Consider the following 15,839-nt stretch of genomic DNA (forward strand, 5'->3'; position numbering starts at 1 on the left):
GTATAAAAAATAAGGTTTTGATTTATGAATCTTACTGATCTGACAAACAATCTAAATCTGGCGGCACTTTATGAGAATCAAGGGAGATACACAGAAGCAGCATCTATTATTCAACGTGCTCAATCTATTCAAGAAAGGCTACTCAAATCTAATGATTCTTGAGTTTTTTAACCTATAAGAAAAATCGGCGTTGCATATTTGCGGGATGAATCAACTAAACGCGGGTATTACTTCATACTTTAAATAGTGAAGTAATAATTTAATTGAATACCTAAGCATATCTACAGATTTTGAATAGCATAGCGTTTTTCTATGTAGTCGCGCTAAGTAGTGACGTAAACGTGTATTTTCACCCTCTACCCTAGTCATATATGTTTTGCTCACAATATGATCCTCTGGCTGAATAAAACTCGGATAAACCCTCCACCCATCAGTAACATAAAAAAAGCATTGCCAGAGTTTAACGATGTCCCACAAAGGTTGAAATGCTTGTGAGCTGTGGTCTCCCACAACCCAAGCCAGGATATTTTTACGGAAGTGATTTACTGCTGTCCACAACCATATTTTGTTTTTTTTTGATCCCACAAAGGTCTCCAACTCATCAAGCTCACCTACCAAGGGTGTTTCCTCAACTGGTGGAGCATCTGGAAGTATGGAACCAATTTGTTTTAGCCAGTAAATAATAGTTGTATGATGAACGCCTTTATCGCGTTCAATTGCTCTAAATCCCATACCGTTAACATAAGAGCGCAGGCAACTTTGTTTAACTTCTTCTGAATAGCCTTTAGGTGGACTATAGACATCGATAAATTGACGACCACAATCAACACAAATGTGATTTTGTTTACCTCGACGTTTGCCATTCTTTCTGATTTTGGAAGACCCGCAGTTTGGACAATGCACAGTAGATTACCTCAATTCATACCTCTATTATGCAACGCCGAAAAATCAAGACATGCGATCGCTTTAGCACTAATGCTTATGGAGTTGCTGATGTTAGTCCAGCGCTTGACAGGCGTATTCAAAACCTTACTTTTCACGGAGAACGGGAAAAATATAAATGTTTTGACAGGCGATCGCTTTGGAGTAGAGTAATAGTAAAAAGGCTTAGGTAAAAAGAGCGATCGCACTCGAAACTATAAAAGAAGTGCGATGCGCCAGGATATATGAGATTTTCCAAGCTATATCAAATGGTCACAGAAATCAGGTTTCGTCTTGGTATTCAGAAAGCGATCACATCTAGTCTAATAACTCTTCTAAGTCCTTCAGGAGTTTTTCTAGTTTCTTAGTTTTCTTGACATCCTCCCAGACCTTAGTATTCTTTAACCTTTTGGCGATAGCGGTGTATCTTGTTCTCAAACTTTCTTCAATAGTAGTTTCTGCTGATTTCGAGATCTTGAGTAACTGCTTAATTTCATTAAGTGACAAATTGTCACTTATAGCTTTATTGATTAGTTCGTTACGTTTACCTTCATCCTTAACTTGGGCTATGACCCTAGCTTTAGTGTATTGAAGTTTTCCCTGACGTAATACATCTAGTAAATCACCAGGTAAATTCAACAGTGGTAAACGGCTAGTCCTGAAACTTTCAGCACTAAACTTTCCAATCGTAGAAAAGACCTTCTCTATGGTTTCTATCTGACGGAAAACGTTTTCCGTCAATTCCAAGTTACGTCTTTTGTTATTAGCAGCTTGGTTAAGAATTGAGATAATGTCACTAGGCGCTACATCAAGTTGAATGCCAAGCAATTCCAGAATTCCCTCAGTTTCTTCCAGGGGGCTGAGATCTTCCCGCTGTAAGTTTTCTAGTAAAGTGATTTGCGACCTTTGAATATCAGATAGATCTTTTGAGATAATCGGGACTTCTTTTAAACCTATTATTTGAGCTGCTCTGAGTCGGCGTTCACCAGCCACCAATTCGTATTCGCCAGAAACTCCAGAAAAAGGACGCACTAATAAAGGTTGTAAAATACCGTGTTCTTGAATTGATTGTGCTAAATGATTTAGTTTTTCAACATCAAAATAACGACGCGCTTGCTTGGCAGGTAATCTGATTTTATCAATACTAATGGTAGTGGTTGGAGATTCCACATCCATGTTTATGCTTAATAAATCTTGTATGCCACGCATTCTTGGGAGTTCGAGAGTTTTTTTGACCATTAGAGTTTTTCCATACCCTTCGCTATCTCTTTCAGTACCGTCAGCGCCTGATGTTTTGGGTCATACACGGCTAATGGTTGACTATTCATTGCCGCATCTGCAAAAGCTGTGGCGCGGGGGATTTTTGGATATACCTTCCCCAACATTGATAACTGCCGCTCTAAACCATCCAGTATTACCTTATCTTGGTTCGCGTTAACGTATAAGGTTGGCACAAACCCAGCAATATTCAAGTTTGTATTAATATGTTGTTTTACCTGTTTAATGCTATCCAGTAATAGTTCTGTTCCTTTGTATGCCTTATAATGTGTTTGAACTGGAATTAAGGCATAACTAGCAGCAGATAAACCGAGAATACTGAGAATACCGAGGGAAGGGGGGCAGTCAATGAAAATAAAGTCGTAGTTGTGGGAGATAGGTTCCAGGACTTGTTTTAATCTGGTCTCCCTCGCCATCACACCAGCTAATTGTAATTCTACAGCACTGAGAGTTATATTTGCTGGGGCTAGATCCATACCGTGTAAATTATGGATTGGTAATTTAGCTCCTGGGTTAAGAAGTGGATTGGAGATGATTTCATTAAGCTCGTGGGGTTGAATCCCCATAAATGTGGTTAGAGATGCTTGTGGGTCTAGGTCAATGAGTAGGACCTTATATTTTTTTGCCAGATCATAACCCAGGTTCATTGTCAGGGTGGTTTTCATCACCCCACCCGCTTGGTTAAAGACAGCGATAGTTTTAGTCATGTTCTCTTTTTAGGGGTCTTGACTAAATTATAACATTGACGGAAAACGTTTTCCGTCAAATAATCTCTGAACTATTTCAATTACTTTTCGCTCAATGAGTATCTGATTTTTCTGTTCTGTTTATCAAAACAATTCCCCTGATATCTAACATACACATCCTCATCACAAGTACAGATGCTGAAAAAATAGAAAAACAAGTTAAACCAGTAGCAACAAGAACACGCTCTTTGTATAAAATTTTTGGGGAAGCGTTGAAGAAAGTTGAGGTGTCTCAATTAATGGAGTTTCAGGAAGTCCTTCGCAAGAAACAGGCAGAGATTGAAGAATTAATCCAGGAAAAAGCTGTCAAGGATCATAAGGTTTAAAAAGTTGAGGCTCTGTTAGTGGAGAAATAGACAGGAGAGGTAAGAAAATGCAGAAATACAATTTGAGTTATGGTAGTTACCTTTATATATACTACTAAATAAGACCATAGATAGTTTTAAAAACCAACACAAAACCAAAAACAAATGCTAAAATTGAGTAGATGAGACTACTTTCCAACCCTGCACCCCCTCTTATCAACCGTGCGCCAACCTTTAACCACTCCCCTTGCTGGGGAATCCCTCAATCTCCCAGATCACACCCAGCTACCAGACTCTGATGATAATTTCGTGAAGAATTTCCAAGAACACCCACAAAGCATAATATTAACCACATCAATTGAACCCTTACTAAAAGAAATCCATCCCAATGGAGACTATTGCATAGGACAAGATAGTGGTATATATTGGCGGTTCACATAACTTCCGGAAAAAGGTGTAGAAGCACCAGATTGGTTCTATGTTCCTGGAGTGCCATCCAGACTAAATGGGCAATTGAGAAGGTCCTATGTGCTATGGAAGGAAAAAGTACCTCCCTTCATAGTGATAGAATTTGCGTCTAAAAATGGGAAGGAGGAAAAAGACAGTTCTCCTCCACCAGAAGGAGATGAAATAGATCCAGAAACCGGGAAACTAAAAAAAGCGGGGAAGTTTTGGGTGTACGAACAAGCGGTAAAAGTATCATACTATGCTATATTCAATAGTTTTAAAGGTACACTGGAGGTATATCATTTACAGGGAAAAAGATACAAAGAAATCAAGGCAAACAGGCAAGGACACTATGCCATACAAGAGATGGGCATAGAATTGGGAATACTGTATGACAACCAGAACCCACCCACACCGTGGTTAAGATGGTGGGATGAAAAAGGGAGCTTGTTATTGACGAGAAATGAGCGTGCGGAACAAGCAGAAGCTATTGCTATTCGGGAACGCTTAGCAAAGGAGCAGGCGGAAGCTATTGCTATTCGAGAACGCCAACAAAAAGAAAAACTAGTTGCCTATCTACGTTCCCTTGGTATTGACCCAGAGAAAATATAAAATAAATTCCCAAAAAGACCAAACTATGTAAAGACGAATAGGATAAGTGGGTGAGTGGAATTAAACACAAGATGAACGTAGGTTGGGTTGAGGAACGAAACCCAACGCCCCCATGGGCATCCTACAAATAATTGTGCCTCCGTACTTGCTAGTAAATGAAAAGCTCCTCACAAGAAAATCGCCGAAAGGCACGGAAGCCACTTGGCTTTAGACAGGAAGTGCCAACGGCGAATTTATTCGCCTTGATATTTAACCGTGATGCGGATCTTCAATATTGCAGTGTTGTCTTTATGTTATTTTGTGGCTGCTATTGACAAGTAAGTCTTATCTGAGGCTATACTTTCGGAATAAACTTAAAGTAGCGGTGATGCTAAGAATTAATTTTAGCAGAATCAGTACAGGCTGTTTAAACCAGCCTCAGAAAGTTCGTTTATGGACTGTTCAGAAATCTCCGTGTCTTTAGACCGGAGAAGCTTAACTCGATAATTTGGTTACGGATTTAAGACGAGGTGCTAAACTCAGACGTGCTGACCTCTCTCGTGCTGAGGTGGGAGGTACTAGTTTCAAGAATGCTAAGCTGAACCCTGAATGGCAATTTCTCCAACTATACGATACCGGAGAAGCTTAATCTTAGTAATTACCCCCCAGTTCCTTCTCAAGGGAAAAACCTGAATGTATTGAGGGGCGATTGCGCAGCACTCCCTACGGGAGATTGCCAACTACCCGTTATTTTTTGAATTAATCCATACCTGGAGACTGTCTATTGGGGAGACCGGGAATCAATTTTGGGTCTCAAAGCGAAAGTAGGTTTAAAACCGACTAGTTTTGTGATATTGTAAGTTGAGTTCAATAACTCAACATCCCTAAACAAACTATGTTATATTAAATTAAACCGATTAAGTCAGTACCAAAGTGGGAGGTATAGACATGGTGAGGCAAATTGTACCAGAAACTGAACCGGGGGGGATAAAATCTGATAAAAATCAGCTTGGAGAGACAATCGTCCCTCAAATTGTCTACCCAGAAAGTGATAATAAACCTATGGCGGATAACACTAGACAATTTACATGGATTGTCAAAATTAAGGAAAATTTAGAAATACTATTTAAGTCTAACCTAGATGTGTTTGTAGCTGGGGACTTATTTTGGTATCCAGTAGAGGGTAGCAACAAAATTAAACTAGCTCCCGATACCATGGTGGTGTTTGGGAGACCCAAGGCACACCGGGGGTCTTATCGACAGTGGGAAGAAGATAATATTCCTCCCCAGGTGGTTTTTGAAATTTTATCTCCCGGGAATACTCAAGATGAAATGGACAAAAAAAAGCTGTTTTATCTGAAACATGGAGTAGAAGAGTATTATGTGTATGACCCAGATAGAATTAGTCTAGAAGTATCTATTAGAGAAAATAATTCATTTAAAGAGATTAAGGATTTTAGTGTTTGGACTAGTCCAAGATTGGATGTACGGTTTGATATGACGGGAGATGAATTAGTCATCTATTATCCAGACGGTGGTAGGTTTCTTAGTTCTGTAGAGTTGAGTAATTATGCAGAACAAGAAACCCAACGTGCAGAACGTGAAAAATTGCTTAAAGAACAAGAAAGATTTCTCAAAGAGCAGGAACAAATAAAGTATCAAACCTTGCTATCACAATTAAAAGCTAAGGGTATTGATATTACTGCACTCGAATAAACTATTACCTGCACCAGAATACCCTTGGAAGGTTTTTAAAAACTGGAGTTTATACTAAAGAGCGCAGCACTCCCTGCAGGAGATCGTCTCCCTACATCTTCTCAAGGGAAAACTGTGAACCTGCTTACCGGGCGACAAAGTGGTCAAACAGCTTGTTTCATAAGGGATAGAGCCTGAAAGCCACGCTTGAAAAAGAGGCGTTTATGAAGTTTAAGACTAATTAAGCTTAGAGCTAAATCAGCCCATAGTTCCATGCCGTAAATCCATAATTGTCCGTAAACAGCAAAGCTAAAATCACTCTGACGTGGGTAATTGTCCTGATGTTGTTGAATCCGTCCAGCATAAGTCTCTATCCCTAATTTTTTCATCCGTTGACCGTACGGCCAAACTATAAGCAATTACAATTAATAAAACTAAGGCTAAAAAACGAGTTTCATTTACTTTAGTATCCTCTAGATTATAACCTCCTGTTTTACAATCTTTGAAGAATTGTTCAATTCCCCATCGACATCTATAGAGGCATAAAGTTTGTTTGAGATTTGGTAGATTAGTTAAGATATACCAAGGTTCTTTTTGTCCTTTATGACTATATTTTCTCTTCCAATAAACAGCGATATTAAATAACCCTAATTCATCTCCTTTACCACATTTAACTCCATGATAAAACTTCGACATCCCCGGCTTAAATCCTTGGTTTTTAAAAACTTGATATTCAAGTCCTATTTCTTCTTGAAAATGAAGGTCTTTTTTCTGACGTAAAGCAAAGTAAACTCCTTGCTCATCAAGCCACTTAGCCAGTTTTGCACTATGAAATTCTCTATCTGCCAACACCACAATTCGACATTTTTTCAACAACTTTATTGCTGTCTTTATCAATCTTTTTTGGGTTGATAAGTTACTATTTCCTACATGATTTAATGTTTCCCAATATAGTGGTAAGGCATGAGTACCCCATACCAATGTCACCATAAATATATTCCGTCCTTTCCACTGTGTTCTATCCAGTGCTACCATCCAGTAACCATACTTTTGATATTGTTTTTTATGAAAATAGCGGCGCTGTTCTCAATTCAATTGTTGTGGTGTTAACGATTGTCTAATCCAATATTTTATCAAGGGAAACCATAATAATTTTACGCAGAGTTTATTTATTCCTAAAAATCTTTGTAAATTACGTTTCCTGCTTTCATATTTAATTGGTTGGGGAAACAAACTCGCCAATTTTGACAGTTTTACTTGGCGATAAGCTTGTATCAATAATAACAATATCTCCAGTGTCAAATACTGCTGTTCACTCAAATGCTTTCGGAAAATTTTGTGATATGATTGTGGTAACATTTTGTTGTTTTGGGGCTCCCTTGCCCCTATTTTTTTACCCCCTTATTTTCTCAAATTATTGCCACATCTCATCTTCAACCCCCTTGTCACCCGGTAAGCTTGACATCCCTAAATTTATCCCCGATTCATCTAAAAACACTAAATTTCTAATATCAACTGTATCTACCCAACGACGATAATCATGCCTTAATTCTTGAACACTTGGAGTCTCCTGTTCACTGGCATTTAGACTTTTTTTTATGACGTAGACCCAACTTTTCTAAGGCTCGATGCATGGTTGTGATACTAACACTAGTGCCCGTCGTTTCTCTCAGGCGATCGCATAATTCTGAAAGTAGTAAATCATTTTTCTCATCCAGCCAAGACTTGATCATGTTTAAATATTGGCCTGCAATTATAGGCTTTTCATATCCCCCACATTGCTTTGGCTCAACTTGCCCAGTTTCACGATAACGACGTACTAAATTTTTCACAAATGATAAGCTGACCTTGAATCTTTCTGCCAACTGGCGTTGAGATCCCTCTTGAGCAACCCATGCTACAATCAACTGAGATAACGGCTCGTTGAATGCTTGGCGGTTAAGTCCAGTCATTGCTCGTAGCAGTCGCTCTTGATTCAGGATGCGGTCTAAGTTCAACATTAATGTCACCCTACTTGTCTGCTTGATTATTATCCCTTATTTTCCAACAACTCTATTAGAAGCCCTAAATGAGTCCATGACAAGTGCAGTAAATTATATTACAGCAGAGGATGCGCTTAATTGGTTCAATCATTGTGGTTTATTTACATGAAAACCGCTGTAATAAATTTGGTGAAATCATGCTACTGTTGGGAGGGTTTTTATCTTAGGAGATTATTTACATTATGCAGGTTAGGACACGCTTATTAATGTTTTTGAGTGCGGTATTCGTAATTTTGGGAATAATTCTTTCCCAACCAACATTAGCTGATGGATTGAAGGTGGACAATTTTTCTAACCTCATTGCCTTGCAAAATTCGGCCGAGGATAAGCTGGGTACTGACTTTGGTCGAAAAATTAACCTCAATAATGCAAGTAGGCGGGAATTTAAGCAGTATCCTGGTTTGTATCCCACATTGGCTGTTTGGATAGTGAAGAATTCACCATACAAAAAAGTAGAAGACGTGCTGAAAATTTCAGGGTTGACCGATGGACAGGTAGAAGTATTACGTAGTAATTTAGATCATTTTACCGTTGAAGAACACAATTTCTCTGGACTTGAAGAACGCCCTTGATGAGACCGAATTAATAATAGAAAATCACAGTGCGATGGCACTGTGATTTTTGTGTGCCACCACTCATTGTATATACGCGACCATCGATTAGCTCATGCTTGTCCAACTGCTGTTCTTCCCAGCAAAAATACTCTAAGGAGATGAATTAGGGTTATTTAATATCGCTGTTTATTGGAAGAGAAAATATTGTCATAAAGGACCAAAAGAACCTTGGTATATCTTAACGAATCTACCAAATCTCAAACAAACTTTATGCCTCTATAGATAGCGTGGCTTTCAGGCTCTATCCCTTATGAAACAAGCTGTTTGACCACTTTGTCACCCGTTTAGGGCGATCGCCTCCCTACATCTTCTCAAGGGAAAAATTTGAACATGTTGAAGGGCGCGCATTTAAGAACTCTCCCCTGGTTCCTTCTCAAGGGAAAAATCTGAATGTGTTGAGGGGCGATTGCATTAGACATCTCCGGAAATAGCCAAAGCGTTACCAATACTACTTTTTAAGGTGAGACACCCCAATACAAAAGTAGCTGACTGGTATGCTAAAATAAGCGTTAGAGATGCCTCTTGTTGGGAATTAACCAAAAGATAACACCTATGTGAGATAATTTATTTTTAGCCAAGTCCAAATCTTGATAACTAAAATAAGTAGGTTCCCATTCGGAAACGAACAAGTCCACAAATAGTCATGATTACCTGTTCATACTTACTTGAATTTAATCGAAATCTTTCTTGTGCCACTCTGAATATTTTCACTACACGAATTAAATGTTCAACAAAAATTCGTTCGGAAGCTAACTCTTTATTTTTTTCTTTTTGTTCAGACGTTAATTCTTGGTTTTTAGGTTTTTTTGTCGGAGTTTTCATTAACTCCTCTCCTTGATAAGCTTTATCACCACTAAATTTTTGTTTTTTATCAAATATATTTCTGGTTTCACGGAATAAATTTACATCACTTTTTGGACCAGGTTTACCCGCTACTACATCAACAATATCTTTACCATTTGGTAAAACGATTAGTTGACTTTTTCTAGTATGACAGGCTTTTTTACCTGAATAATATTTTTTTTGTTCTTGGTACTCTCCAGGTCTGTCTATAGGCTGTTCATAGCTATCCACTATTAACTCAAATTCTGTTAATATTTCTTTAACGACTTCGTAATCACTGGAGTTTTTTTTTACCTGTTCTAGCAAACTTGGTGGCAATAATTCTCCTATTATTGGCAACCAATAGTTAAAGATATCATTTGCAGTTGTTTCACTTACTCCAAATTGAATACCTAGTAGCTGAAATGTTGTTAACTGCCGTAAATATGTTAATGTTAAGATTATTTGCTCCGACGGTGATAATTTGGGTTTGCGCCCTCCACCGCCTTGAATAATTCGGGTTTTTTTTGATTCAACCAATTGTTGTTTCTGATGATGCAGTTTTATGGCTTTTTCCAAAAGTTGCTGTAACTGCTCATACTTCAGACCCAAAAAACGGTGTGATTCGTGAGGATTATTCTGGATATATTCAGATATGTTGCTCATAATAAGTTGCCAAAAATACCATTTCATATTATTTTATCACACTTTGATTCTTTTTCGGAGATGTCTATTACACTCCTCGTGGGCGATTGCGCAGCACTCCCTACGGGAGATCGCTCTCATATAGGTCTATTTTACAGCACTTCCCCTCTGATAAAAGATTGACGGAAAACGTTTTCCGTCAGTGCATAAAGCCATTATTTCAAGGATTTTGGCGTATACTATTTGACTAAATGTAGTTATGCAATTTGGTATTGTGTTTTATCATATTAAATCATAGCCATACATTTTTATCCAGACAATGAAATATACTTTTAAAGTTTTGCACCCGGTAACTTACAGTAGGGTATTCACAATAAAAATAAAATATACATAATTTTTAGGGAATTATTTTGCTGTAAATGTGTTATAATAAGGGGGAATATAGGGGAAAATCGATATAAATATTTAAGTAATAAAAAAGAATAATGATAAAAATAAAGACAAAAAGAACAGTAATTAACGAAGAGATTGCGAAGGTCAAGAAAAAACGCTGGAATGCCTATTATTTGGTTGGGAACCTCGTAGCCTTGTGGTGTAAAGGTTTCAGCCATTATTTTCAGGGTGCTGGAGGTGAAAAACAGAGAAATTTTGCTGACCTTCGCAAAGTGGGTCTAGACACCAGTCAGGGTAAGGGGTTAAAATGGTGGGGTCTTGACCTTCGCAAGAAGGAATTGGTAAAAGATTTTGTAGGAACGAACCCTAGAGTAGACTTCCATTGAGTCTTGACCTTCGCAAGAAGGAATTGGTAAAAGATTGACGGTAAACGTCTTCCGTCAAAGGATAAATCAGTTATTTCAAAGGTTTTGGGATATTTGGAGGGCGATTGCGAAGCACTCCCTTTGGGAGATCGCAAAGGACTAGCAACCTGGAGACTGTCTGTTGGGGAGACCGGGAATCAATTTTGGGTCTCAAAGCGAAAGTCGGTTTAAAACCGACTAGTTTTGTGATATTGTAAGTTGAGTTCAATAACTCAACATCCCTAGACAAACTATGTTATTTTAAATTAAACCGATTTAGTCAGTACCAAAGTGAATGGGAGGTATAGACATGGTGAGGCAAATTGCACCAAAAACTCAACTGGGGGTGATAGAATCTAACATTAATCAGGGTGTGGAGACATCTGAAATTGTCTACCCAGAAAGTGATAACAAACCTATGGCGGATAACACTAGACAATTTACATGGATTGTCAAAATTAAGGAAAATTTAGAAATACTATTTAAGTCTAAGGCGGATGTGTTTGTGGCTGGGGACTTGTTTTGGTATCCAGTGAAGGGTAGTAACAAAATTAAACTAGCCCCTGACACCATGGTGGTGTTTGGGAGACCTAAGGGTCACCGGGGGTCTTATCGACAGTGGGAGGAGGATAATATTCCTCCCCAGGTGGTTTTTGAAATTTTATCTCCTAGTAATAATAGTACTGAGATGAATAGAAAAAAGCTCTTTTATCTGGAACATGGAGTGGAGGAGTATTATGTATATGATCCAGATAGGATTAGTCTAGAAGTATCCATTAGAGAAAATAACTCATTTAAGGAGATTGAGAATTTTACCACTTGGACTAGTCCAAGATTGAAAATAAGATTTGACATGAGCCAAGATGAATTAGTCATCTATTATCCAGATGGGAGTAAGTTTCTTAGTCCTGTAGAATTGAGTAATTATGCAGAACAAGAAACTCAACGTGCAGAACGTGAAAAATTGCTTAAAGAACAAGAAAGACTTCTCAAAGAGCAGGAAACTCAACGTGCAGAACGTGAAAAATTGCTTAAAGAACAAGAAAGATTTCTCAAAGAACAAGAAACTCAACGTGCAGAACGTGAAAAATTGCTTAAAGAACAAGAAAGATTTCTCAAAGAACAAGAAACTCAACGTGCAGAACGTGAAAGACTTCTCAAAGAGCAGGAACAAATAAAGTATCAAACCTTGCTATCACAATTAAAAGCTAAGGGTATTGATATTACTGCACTCGAATAAACTATCACCTGCACCAGAATACCCTTAGGAGGTTTTTAAAAACTGGAGTTTATACTAAAGAGAAGAGCGATTGCGCAGCACTCGCTACGCGAGATCGCATTACACTCCCGACGGGAGATCGCGAGGCACCACTTACTACCTGAAATACCATGAGAAAGGAGAGTTGGGCTAAATACGCGAGGTAAGACTAGGTAAACTATGCAAGGGAGGGAAAAACATCCCCACTTCACAACCCCATTGTTCCCAACCTCCCAGTAATGGTAGTTGACCCTTTGATGCGTAAAGTGACGATAAATCATCATAATAAAGACTAATAATACTATTATAAGATAGCTAATATCCGTTATGCCTCCATCCTGTTCTGTCACTCGCTTTCAGTATGTTCTGGAAAATTGTGTGGGACATGGTAGCATAGACCTCGGGTAATTTGGCAAAAGACTAATTAATATGAAATATGTCTCGACCTTCGTAAGAAGGAATAGGTATTGCGACTGCTTGTACAACTAAAGAGGTATTTGATTGTTTTACAGCTACATCTTGACCTTCGTAAGAAGGAATAAGTATTGCGACCTGGTAGATACTGGGTTGGATTCTGCCCTCGCACCCTGGTTCGGAAGCATTTCCCTTGCGAATTTCCTAGGGTTCGTCTTCCCCCTATGAGCGATTGCGAAGCACTCCCTACGGGCGATTGCGAAGCACTCGCTACGCGAGATCGCTCTTAGAGATTATCCCCCTAGTTCCTTCTCAAGGGAAAAACTTGAATATGCTGAAGGGCGATTGCGAGATCGCATTTATAGGAGGGGGTAGGTAAGGGGGGTAAACTTTTGGCAGGGATGAAACCAAATCGAAAAAAGAAGGGAACATCACCGGGACAAGCTTTAGCTCTTTTGAAGGGATAAGCATAATCTTCACCTCATCCCAAATCAAAAATGTCGTACATATCGCGGATTAGCTTATGAGATAGCTTACCAACTAGATTTGATTTATTCTATTAGGTTTCCCGATTGCCACTCATCATTCATTGACAAATGTAAGGAAAACTCTTTGAGTGAAATTTGTCCGGAAATTCGATCGCTTTGGCAATAAAAATATCTATGATTGCATCAATTTCACAAACCCTGGTGCCACGATCGCGAGAACTGCTAACACTTCTGGAACTGTCAGTGGTGGGTCGTCGAGGTCGCCAGCTTGTTCGCTCAAAATTTCCATCATCAGCGTGGGATTCAAGTAGAAGAGATGGGTCAGAAACTCATCTGGGGTTTGAGCCTCAACCCCAAACGGTTCTAATGTTTGTTTGGGAAAGTCCTTGATGTTGCTGGTGACAATTACTTGAGATCGAGACATCACCGCTGCAGCTAAGACATGGCGGTCTTTCTCATCGTTAGTCATGGCAGGGATGAGTACTTCAAACCCTCGCACATTAGCTTCGGCGAAAAACCGATTCATTTGGTCGATCAGATCTTGAGCATCTTCGGGACTGGTCATTCCTCTCTTGACCAAATTGCGCCTCACTTCGTCTAAGATTTCGTCGCTCCAGTGCAGCCGATACATCCCTTTTTCGACAGCGCGGAGGAGCGTATCTCTCAAGGTGGCAGGAATTAGGACACAGGCATCCAAAACTACTCCAAAAGATGACAAGGTTGTTTCCTCTCTATGTGCCTTGCGGGTCTTGGAGGGTATTGGCTGCTTCGGTATATAGACCGAGCTGCTGACTCTTCTTGGTCATCCGCGATAGTCCCGCTTGCCGCTTAGCATCGCGCTCAGTTTTATAATGCATCAGATTGCCGAAACGGATGCGACGGTGGGTGCCAACTTTGGTATGGGGGATGGTTTGGGCATCTAGGAGTTCGACGAGATATTGACGGGAGACATTGAGAATGTCGGCGGCTTCTTGAGTGGTAAGTTCTTTATGGATCGGGACGATGGTAACACTGTTGCCTTGAAGTAGCTCGTGCACCATCTGCTGCATCAGGTTAAAGACTGGAGTGGGGATATCGATGGCAGCTCCTGATGTGCTGACAAGTTGAAAGCTAGGGGATTCTGGGTCTAATTGTCCTAAGAGGTCTTCTAGTTCGATCAGAGCGGGTCGATCTTCTTCTCTAGCTGTAATTGGTTGGTGGTCTAAAACAGTCGATAGCATCTTGTTTTGCAGAGCGGGTTTACCTGAGAATACTATCTTATCAAGCTAAACGCTATAAACGCAAGTAAAGTCTCATCCTCGTTGCTTGATCGGTTGTGCCAGTTGCTCCCCTTTAGGGGTGACAAAGTGGTCAAACAGCTTGTTTCATAAGGGATAGAGCCTGAAAGCCACGCTTGAAAAAGCGGCGTTTATGAGGTTTAAGACTAATTAAGCTTAGAGCTAAATCAGCCCATAGTTCCATGCCATAAATCCATAATTGTCCGTAGACAGCAAAGCTAAAATCACTCTGACGTGGGTAATTGTCCTGATGTTGTTGAATCCGTCCGGCATAAGTCTCTATCCCTAATTTTTTCATCCGTTGACCGTACGGCGGCGTTGCATATTTGCGGGATGAATCAACTAAACACTAGTATTACTTCATACTTTCGAGTGCAGTAATATCAATACCCTTAGCTTTTAATTGTGATAGCAAGGTTTGATACTTTATTTGTTCCTGCTCTTTAAGCAATTTTTCACTTTCTGCACGTTGAGTTTCTTGTTCTTTAAGCAATTTTTCACGTTCTGCACGTTGAGTTTCCTGCTCTTTGAGAAGTCTTTCACGTTCTGCACGTTGAGTTTCTTGTTCTTTAAGCAATTTTTCACGTTCTGCACGTTGAGTTTCCTGCTCTTTGAGAAGTCTTTCACGTTCTGTACGTTGAGTTTCCTGCTCTTTAAGCAATTTTTCACGTTCTGCACGTTGAGTTTCTTGTTCTGCATAATTACTCAATTCTACAGGACTAAGAAACTTACTCCCATCTGGATAATAGATGACTAATTCATCTTGGCTCATGTCAAATCTTATTTTCAATCTTGGACTAGTCCAAGTGGTAAAATTCTCAATCTCCTTAAATGAGTTATTTTCTCTAATGGATACTTCTAGACTAATCCTATCTGGATCATATACATAATACTCCTCCACTCCATGTTCCAGATAAAAGAGCTTTTTTCTATCCATCTCAGTATTATTATTACTAGGAGATAAAATTTCAAACACCACCTGGGGAGGAATATTATCCTCCTCCCACTGTCGATAAGACCCCCGGTGACCCTTAGGTCTCCCAAACACCACCATGGTGTCAGGGGCTAGTTTAATTTTGTTGCTACCCTCTACTGGATACCAAAATAAGTCCCCAGCTACAAACACATCTAGGTTAGACTTAAATAGTATTTCTAAATTTTCCTTAATTTTGACAATCCATGTAAATTGTCTAGTGTTATCCGCCATAGGTTTATTATCACTTTCTGGGTAGACAATTTTAGGCGTGTCCACACCCTGATTAGTGTTAGATTTTATCACCCCCAGTTGAGTTTTTGGTGCAATTTGCCTCACCATGTCTATACCTCCCACTTTGGTACTGACTTAATCGGTTTAATTTAATATAACATAGTTTGTTTAGGGATGTTGAGTTATTGAACTCAACTTACAATATCACAAAACTAGTCGGTTTTAAACCGACTTTCGCTTTGAGACCCAAAATTGATTCCCGGTCTCCCCAACAGACAGTCTCCAGGTTGCT

At 39.3% G+C, this 15,839-nt stretch carries 15 protein-coding genes and 4 pseudogenes; 9 read left to right on the forward strand and 10 right to left on the reverse strand.

Annotated features, from left to right (window positions below):
- The first annotated feature begins 24 nt into the window (after nt 1-24).
- Entirely contained in the window at nt 25-162 is a 138-nt protein-coding gene (locus C6N34_RS02160; protein ID WP_236107315.1) for a hypothetical protein, read from the forward strand.
- Between the two features lie 48 nt (nt 163-210).
- Here C6N34_RS02160 and C6N34_RS02165 read toward each other — a convergent pair whose 3' ends face one another.
- A complete protein-coding gene (locus C6N34_RS02165) occupies nt 211-903 on the reverse strand; it encodes an IS1 family transposase (protein ID WP_141302948.1) in 693 nt (230 codons plus the stop codon).
- Here C6N34_RS02165 and C6N34_RS02170 point away from each other — a divergent pair.
- The gene (locus C6N34_RS02170) at nt 898-1,095 is read left to right on the forward strand and encodes a hypothetical protein (protein WP_236107317.1); all 198 of its coding nucleotides are present in this window, start codon (nt 898-900) and stop codon (nt 1,093-1,095) included. The genes C6N34_RS02165 and C6N34_RS02170 overlap by 6 nt on opposite strands.
- 144 nt (nt 1,096-1,239) lie before the next feature.
- Here C6N34_RS02170 and C6N34_RS02175 read toward each other — a convergent pair whose 3' ends face one another.
- Entirely contained in the window at nt 1,240-2,160 is a 921-nt protein-coding gene (locus C6N34_RS02175; protein ID WP_115538284.1) for a ParB/RepB/Spo0J family partition protein, read from the reverse strand.
- Nucleotides 2,160-2,906: a ParA family protein gene (locus C6N34_RS02180; RefSeq protein WP_236107319.1), complete on the reverse strand. Its 747-nt coding sequence runs from the start codon at nt 2,904-2,906 to the stop codon at nt 2,160-2,162. The genes C6N34_RS02175 and C6N34_RS02180 overlap by 1 nt, the downstream gene beginning before the upstream one ends.
- 566 nt (nt 2,907-3,472) lie before the next feature.
- Here C6N34_RS02180 and C6N34_RS02185 point away from each other — a divergent pair.
- The 3 genes and pseudogenes from C6N34_RS02185 to C6N34_RS02195 all read left to right on the forward strand — a co-directional run bounded on the left by C6N34_RS02185 (nt 3,473) and on the right by C6N34_RS02195 (nt 6,004).
- Nucleotides 3,473-4,309 (forward strand): annotated as a pseudogene (locus tag C6N34_RS02185) (Uma2 family endonuclease).
- A 487-nt stretch (nt 4,310-4,796) separates the two neighbouring features.
- Nucleotides 4,797-4,937: a pentapeptide repeat-containing protein gene (locus tag C6N34_RS02190; protein WP_115538286.1), complete on the forward strand. Its 141-nt coding sequence runs from the start codon at nt 4,797-4,799 to the stop codon at nt 4,935-4,937.
- 299 nt (nt 4,938-5,236) lie between these two features.
- Nucleotides 5,237-6,004: a Uma2 family endonuclease gene (locus tag C6N34_RS02195; RefSeq protein ID WP_236107321.1), complete on the forward strand. Its 768-nt coding sequence runs from the start codon at nt 5,237-5,239 to the stop codon at nt 6,002-6,004.
- A 143-nt stretch (nt 6,005-6,147) separates the two neighbouring features.
- Here the strand turns inward: C6N34_RS02195 and C6N34_RS02200 are convergent.
- Together C6N34_RS02200 and C6N34_RS02205 are read right to left on the reverse strand one after the other, a co-directional pair.
- Nucleotides 6,148-7,342 (reverse strand): annotated as a pseudogene (locus C6N34_RS02200) (IS4 family transposase).
- A 215-nt stretch (nt 7,343-7,557) separates the two neighbouring features.
- Nucleotides 7,558-7,983, reverse strand: a complete 426-nt coding sequence (locus C6N34_RS02205; RefSeq protein WP_236107323.1) for a helix-turn-helix domain-containing protein — start codon at nt 7,981-7,983, stop codon at nt 7,558-7,560.
- A gap of 224 nt (nt 7,984-8,207) precedes the next feature.
- Here C6N34_RS02205 and psbU point away from each other — a divergent pair, with 224 nt between their 5' ends.
- Both psbU and C6N34_RS02215 read left to right on the forward strand, forming a co-directional pair.
- The gene (gene psbU, locus C6N34_RS02210; RefSeq protein WP_057177262.1) at nt 8,208-8,597 is read left to right on the forward strand and encodes a photosystem II complex extrinsic protein PsbU; all 390 of its coding nucleotides are present in this window, start codon (nt 8,208-8,210) and stop codon (nt 8,595-8,597) included.
- A gap of 136 nt (nt 8,598-8,733) precedes the next feature.
- Nucleotides 8,734-8,862, forward strand: a pseudogene (locus C6N34_RS02215) (IS4 family transposase); the annotation flags it as partial.
- Between the two features lie 371 nt (nt 8,863-9,233).
- Here C6N34_RS02215 and C6N34_RS02220 read toward each other — a convergent pair.
- On the reverse strand, nt 9,234-10,127 hold the full coding sequence (locus C6N34_RS02220) for a transposase (protein ID WP_236107325.1): 894 nt from the start codon (nt 10,125-10,127) through the stop codon (nt 9,234-9,236).
- A gap of 464 nt (nt 10,128-10,591) precedes the next feature.
- Between C6N34_RS02220 and C6N34_RS02225 the strand changes: the two genes are divergently transcribed.
- Both C6N34_RS02225 and C6N34_RS02230 read left to right on the forward strand, forming a co-directional pair.
- The gene (locus C6N34_RS02225) at nt 10,592-10,885 is read left to right on the forward strand and encodes a hypothetical protein (protein ID WP_236107328.1); all 294 of its coding nucleotides are present in this window, start codon (nt 10,592-10,594) and stop codon (nt 10,883-10,885) included.
- Nucleotides 10,886-11,213: 328 nt separating this feature from the next.
- Nucleotides 11,214-12,143, forward strand: coding sequence for a Uma2 family endonuclease (locus C6N34_RS02230; protein WP_236107330.1), 930 nt, complete (start codon nt 11,214-11,216; stop codon nt 12,141-12,143).
- A gap of 1,092 nt (nt 12,144-13,235) precedes the next feature.
- Here C6N34_RS02230 and C6N34_RS02235 read toward each other — a convergent pair.
- The 4 genes and pseudogenes from C6N34_RS02235 to C6N34_RS02250 form a co-directional block, all read right to left on the reverse strand.
- Nucleotides 13,236-13,781 (reverse strand): PIN domain-containing protein, encoded by a 546-nt coding sequence (locus C6N34_RS02235; RefSeq protein WP_220272392.1) that lies wholly within the window; start codon nt 13,779-13,781, stop codon nt 13,236-13,238.
- 13 nt (nt 13,782-13,794) lie between these two features.
- Entirely contained in the window at nt 13,795-14,283 is a 489-nt protein-coding gene (locus C6N34_RS02240; RefSeq protein WP_057178152.1) for a helix-turn-helix domain-containing protein, read from the reverse strand.
- A 130-nt stretch (nt 14,284-14,413) separates the two neighbouring features.
- Nucleotides 14,414-14,647: pseudogene (locus C6N34_RS02245) on the reverse strand (IS4 family transposase); the annotation flags it as partial.
- A gap of 48 nt (nt 14,648-14,695) precedes the next feature.
- Entirely contained in the window at nt 14,696-15,655 is a 960-nt protein-coding gene (locus C6N34_RS02250; protein WP_236107332.1) for a Uma2 family endonuclease, read from the reverse strand.
- Nucleotides 15,656-15,839: the final 184 nt, after the last annotated feature.

Source organism: Cylindrospermopsis raciborskii Cr2010, from assembly GCF_003367075.2.
GTDB classification, from domain to species: Bacteria; Cyanobacteriota; Cyanobacteriia; order Cyanobacteriales; family Nostocaceae; genus Raphidiopsis; species Raphidiopsis raciborskii.

Coding starts and splice junctions, on each gene's coding strand:
- C6N34_RS02160 (WP_236107315.1), top strand. CDS start 25: ATGAATCTTACTGATCTGACAAACAATCTAAATCTGGCGGCACTTTAT.
- C6N34_RS02175 (WP_115538284.1), bottom strand. CDS start 2,160: ATGGTCAAAAAAACTCTCGAACTCCCAAGAATGCGTGGCATACAAGAT.
- C6N34_RS02250 (WP_236107332.1), bottom strand. CDS start 15,655: ATGGTGAGGCAAATTGCACCAAAAACTCAACTGGGGGTGATAAAATCT.
- C6N34_RS02170 (WP_236107317.1), top strand. CDS start 898: ATGCACAGTAGATTACCTCAATTCATACCTCTATTATGCAACGCCGAA.
- C6N34_RS02240 (WP_057178152.1), bottom strand. CDS start 14,283: ATGCTATCGACTGTTTTAGACCACCAACCAATTACAGCTAGAGAAGAA.
- psbU (WP_057177262.1), top strand. CDS start 8,208: ATGCAGGTTAGGACACGCTTATTAATGTTTTTGAGTGCGGTATTCGTA.
- C6N34_RS02220 (WP_236107325.1), bottom strand. CDS start 10,127: ATGAGCAACATATCTGAATATATCCAGAATAATCCTCACGAATCACAC.
- C6N34_RS02205 (WP_236107323.1), bottom strand. CDS start 7,983: ATGTTGAACTTAGACCGCATCCTGAATCAAGAGCGACTGCTACGAGCA.
- C6N34_RS02230 (WP_236107330.1), top strand. CDS start 11,214: ATGGTGAGGCAAATTGCACCAAAAACTCAACTGGGGGTGATAGAATCT.
- C6N34_RS02180 (WP_236107319.1), bottom strand. CDS start 2,906: ATGACTAAAACTATCGCTGTCTTTAACCAAGCGGGTGGGGTGATGAAA.
- C6N34_RS02195 (WP_236107321.1), top strand. CDS start 5,237: ATGGTGAGGCAAATTGTACCAGAAACTGAACCGGGGGGGATAAAATCT.
- C6N34_RS02225 (WP_236107328.1), top strand. CDS start 10,592: ATGATAAAAATAAAGACAAAAAGAACAGTAATTAACGAAGAGATTGCG.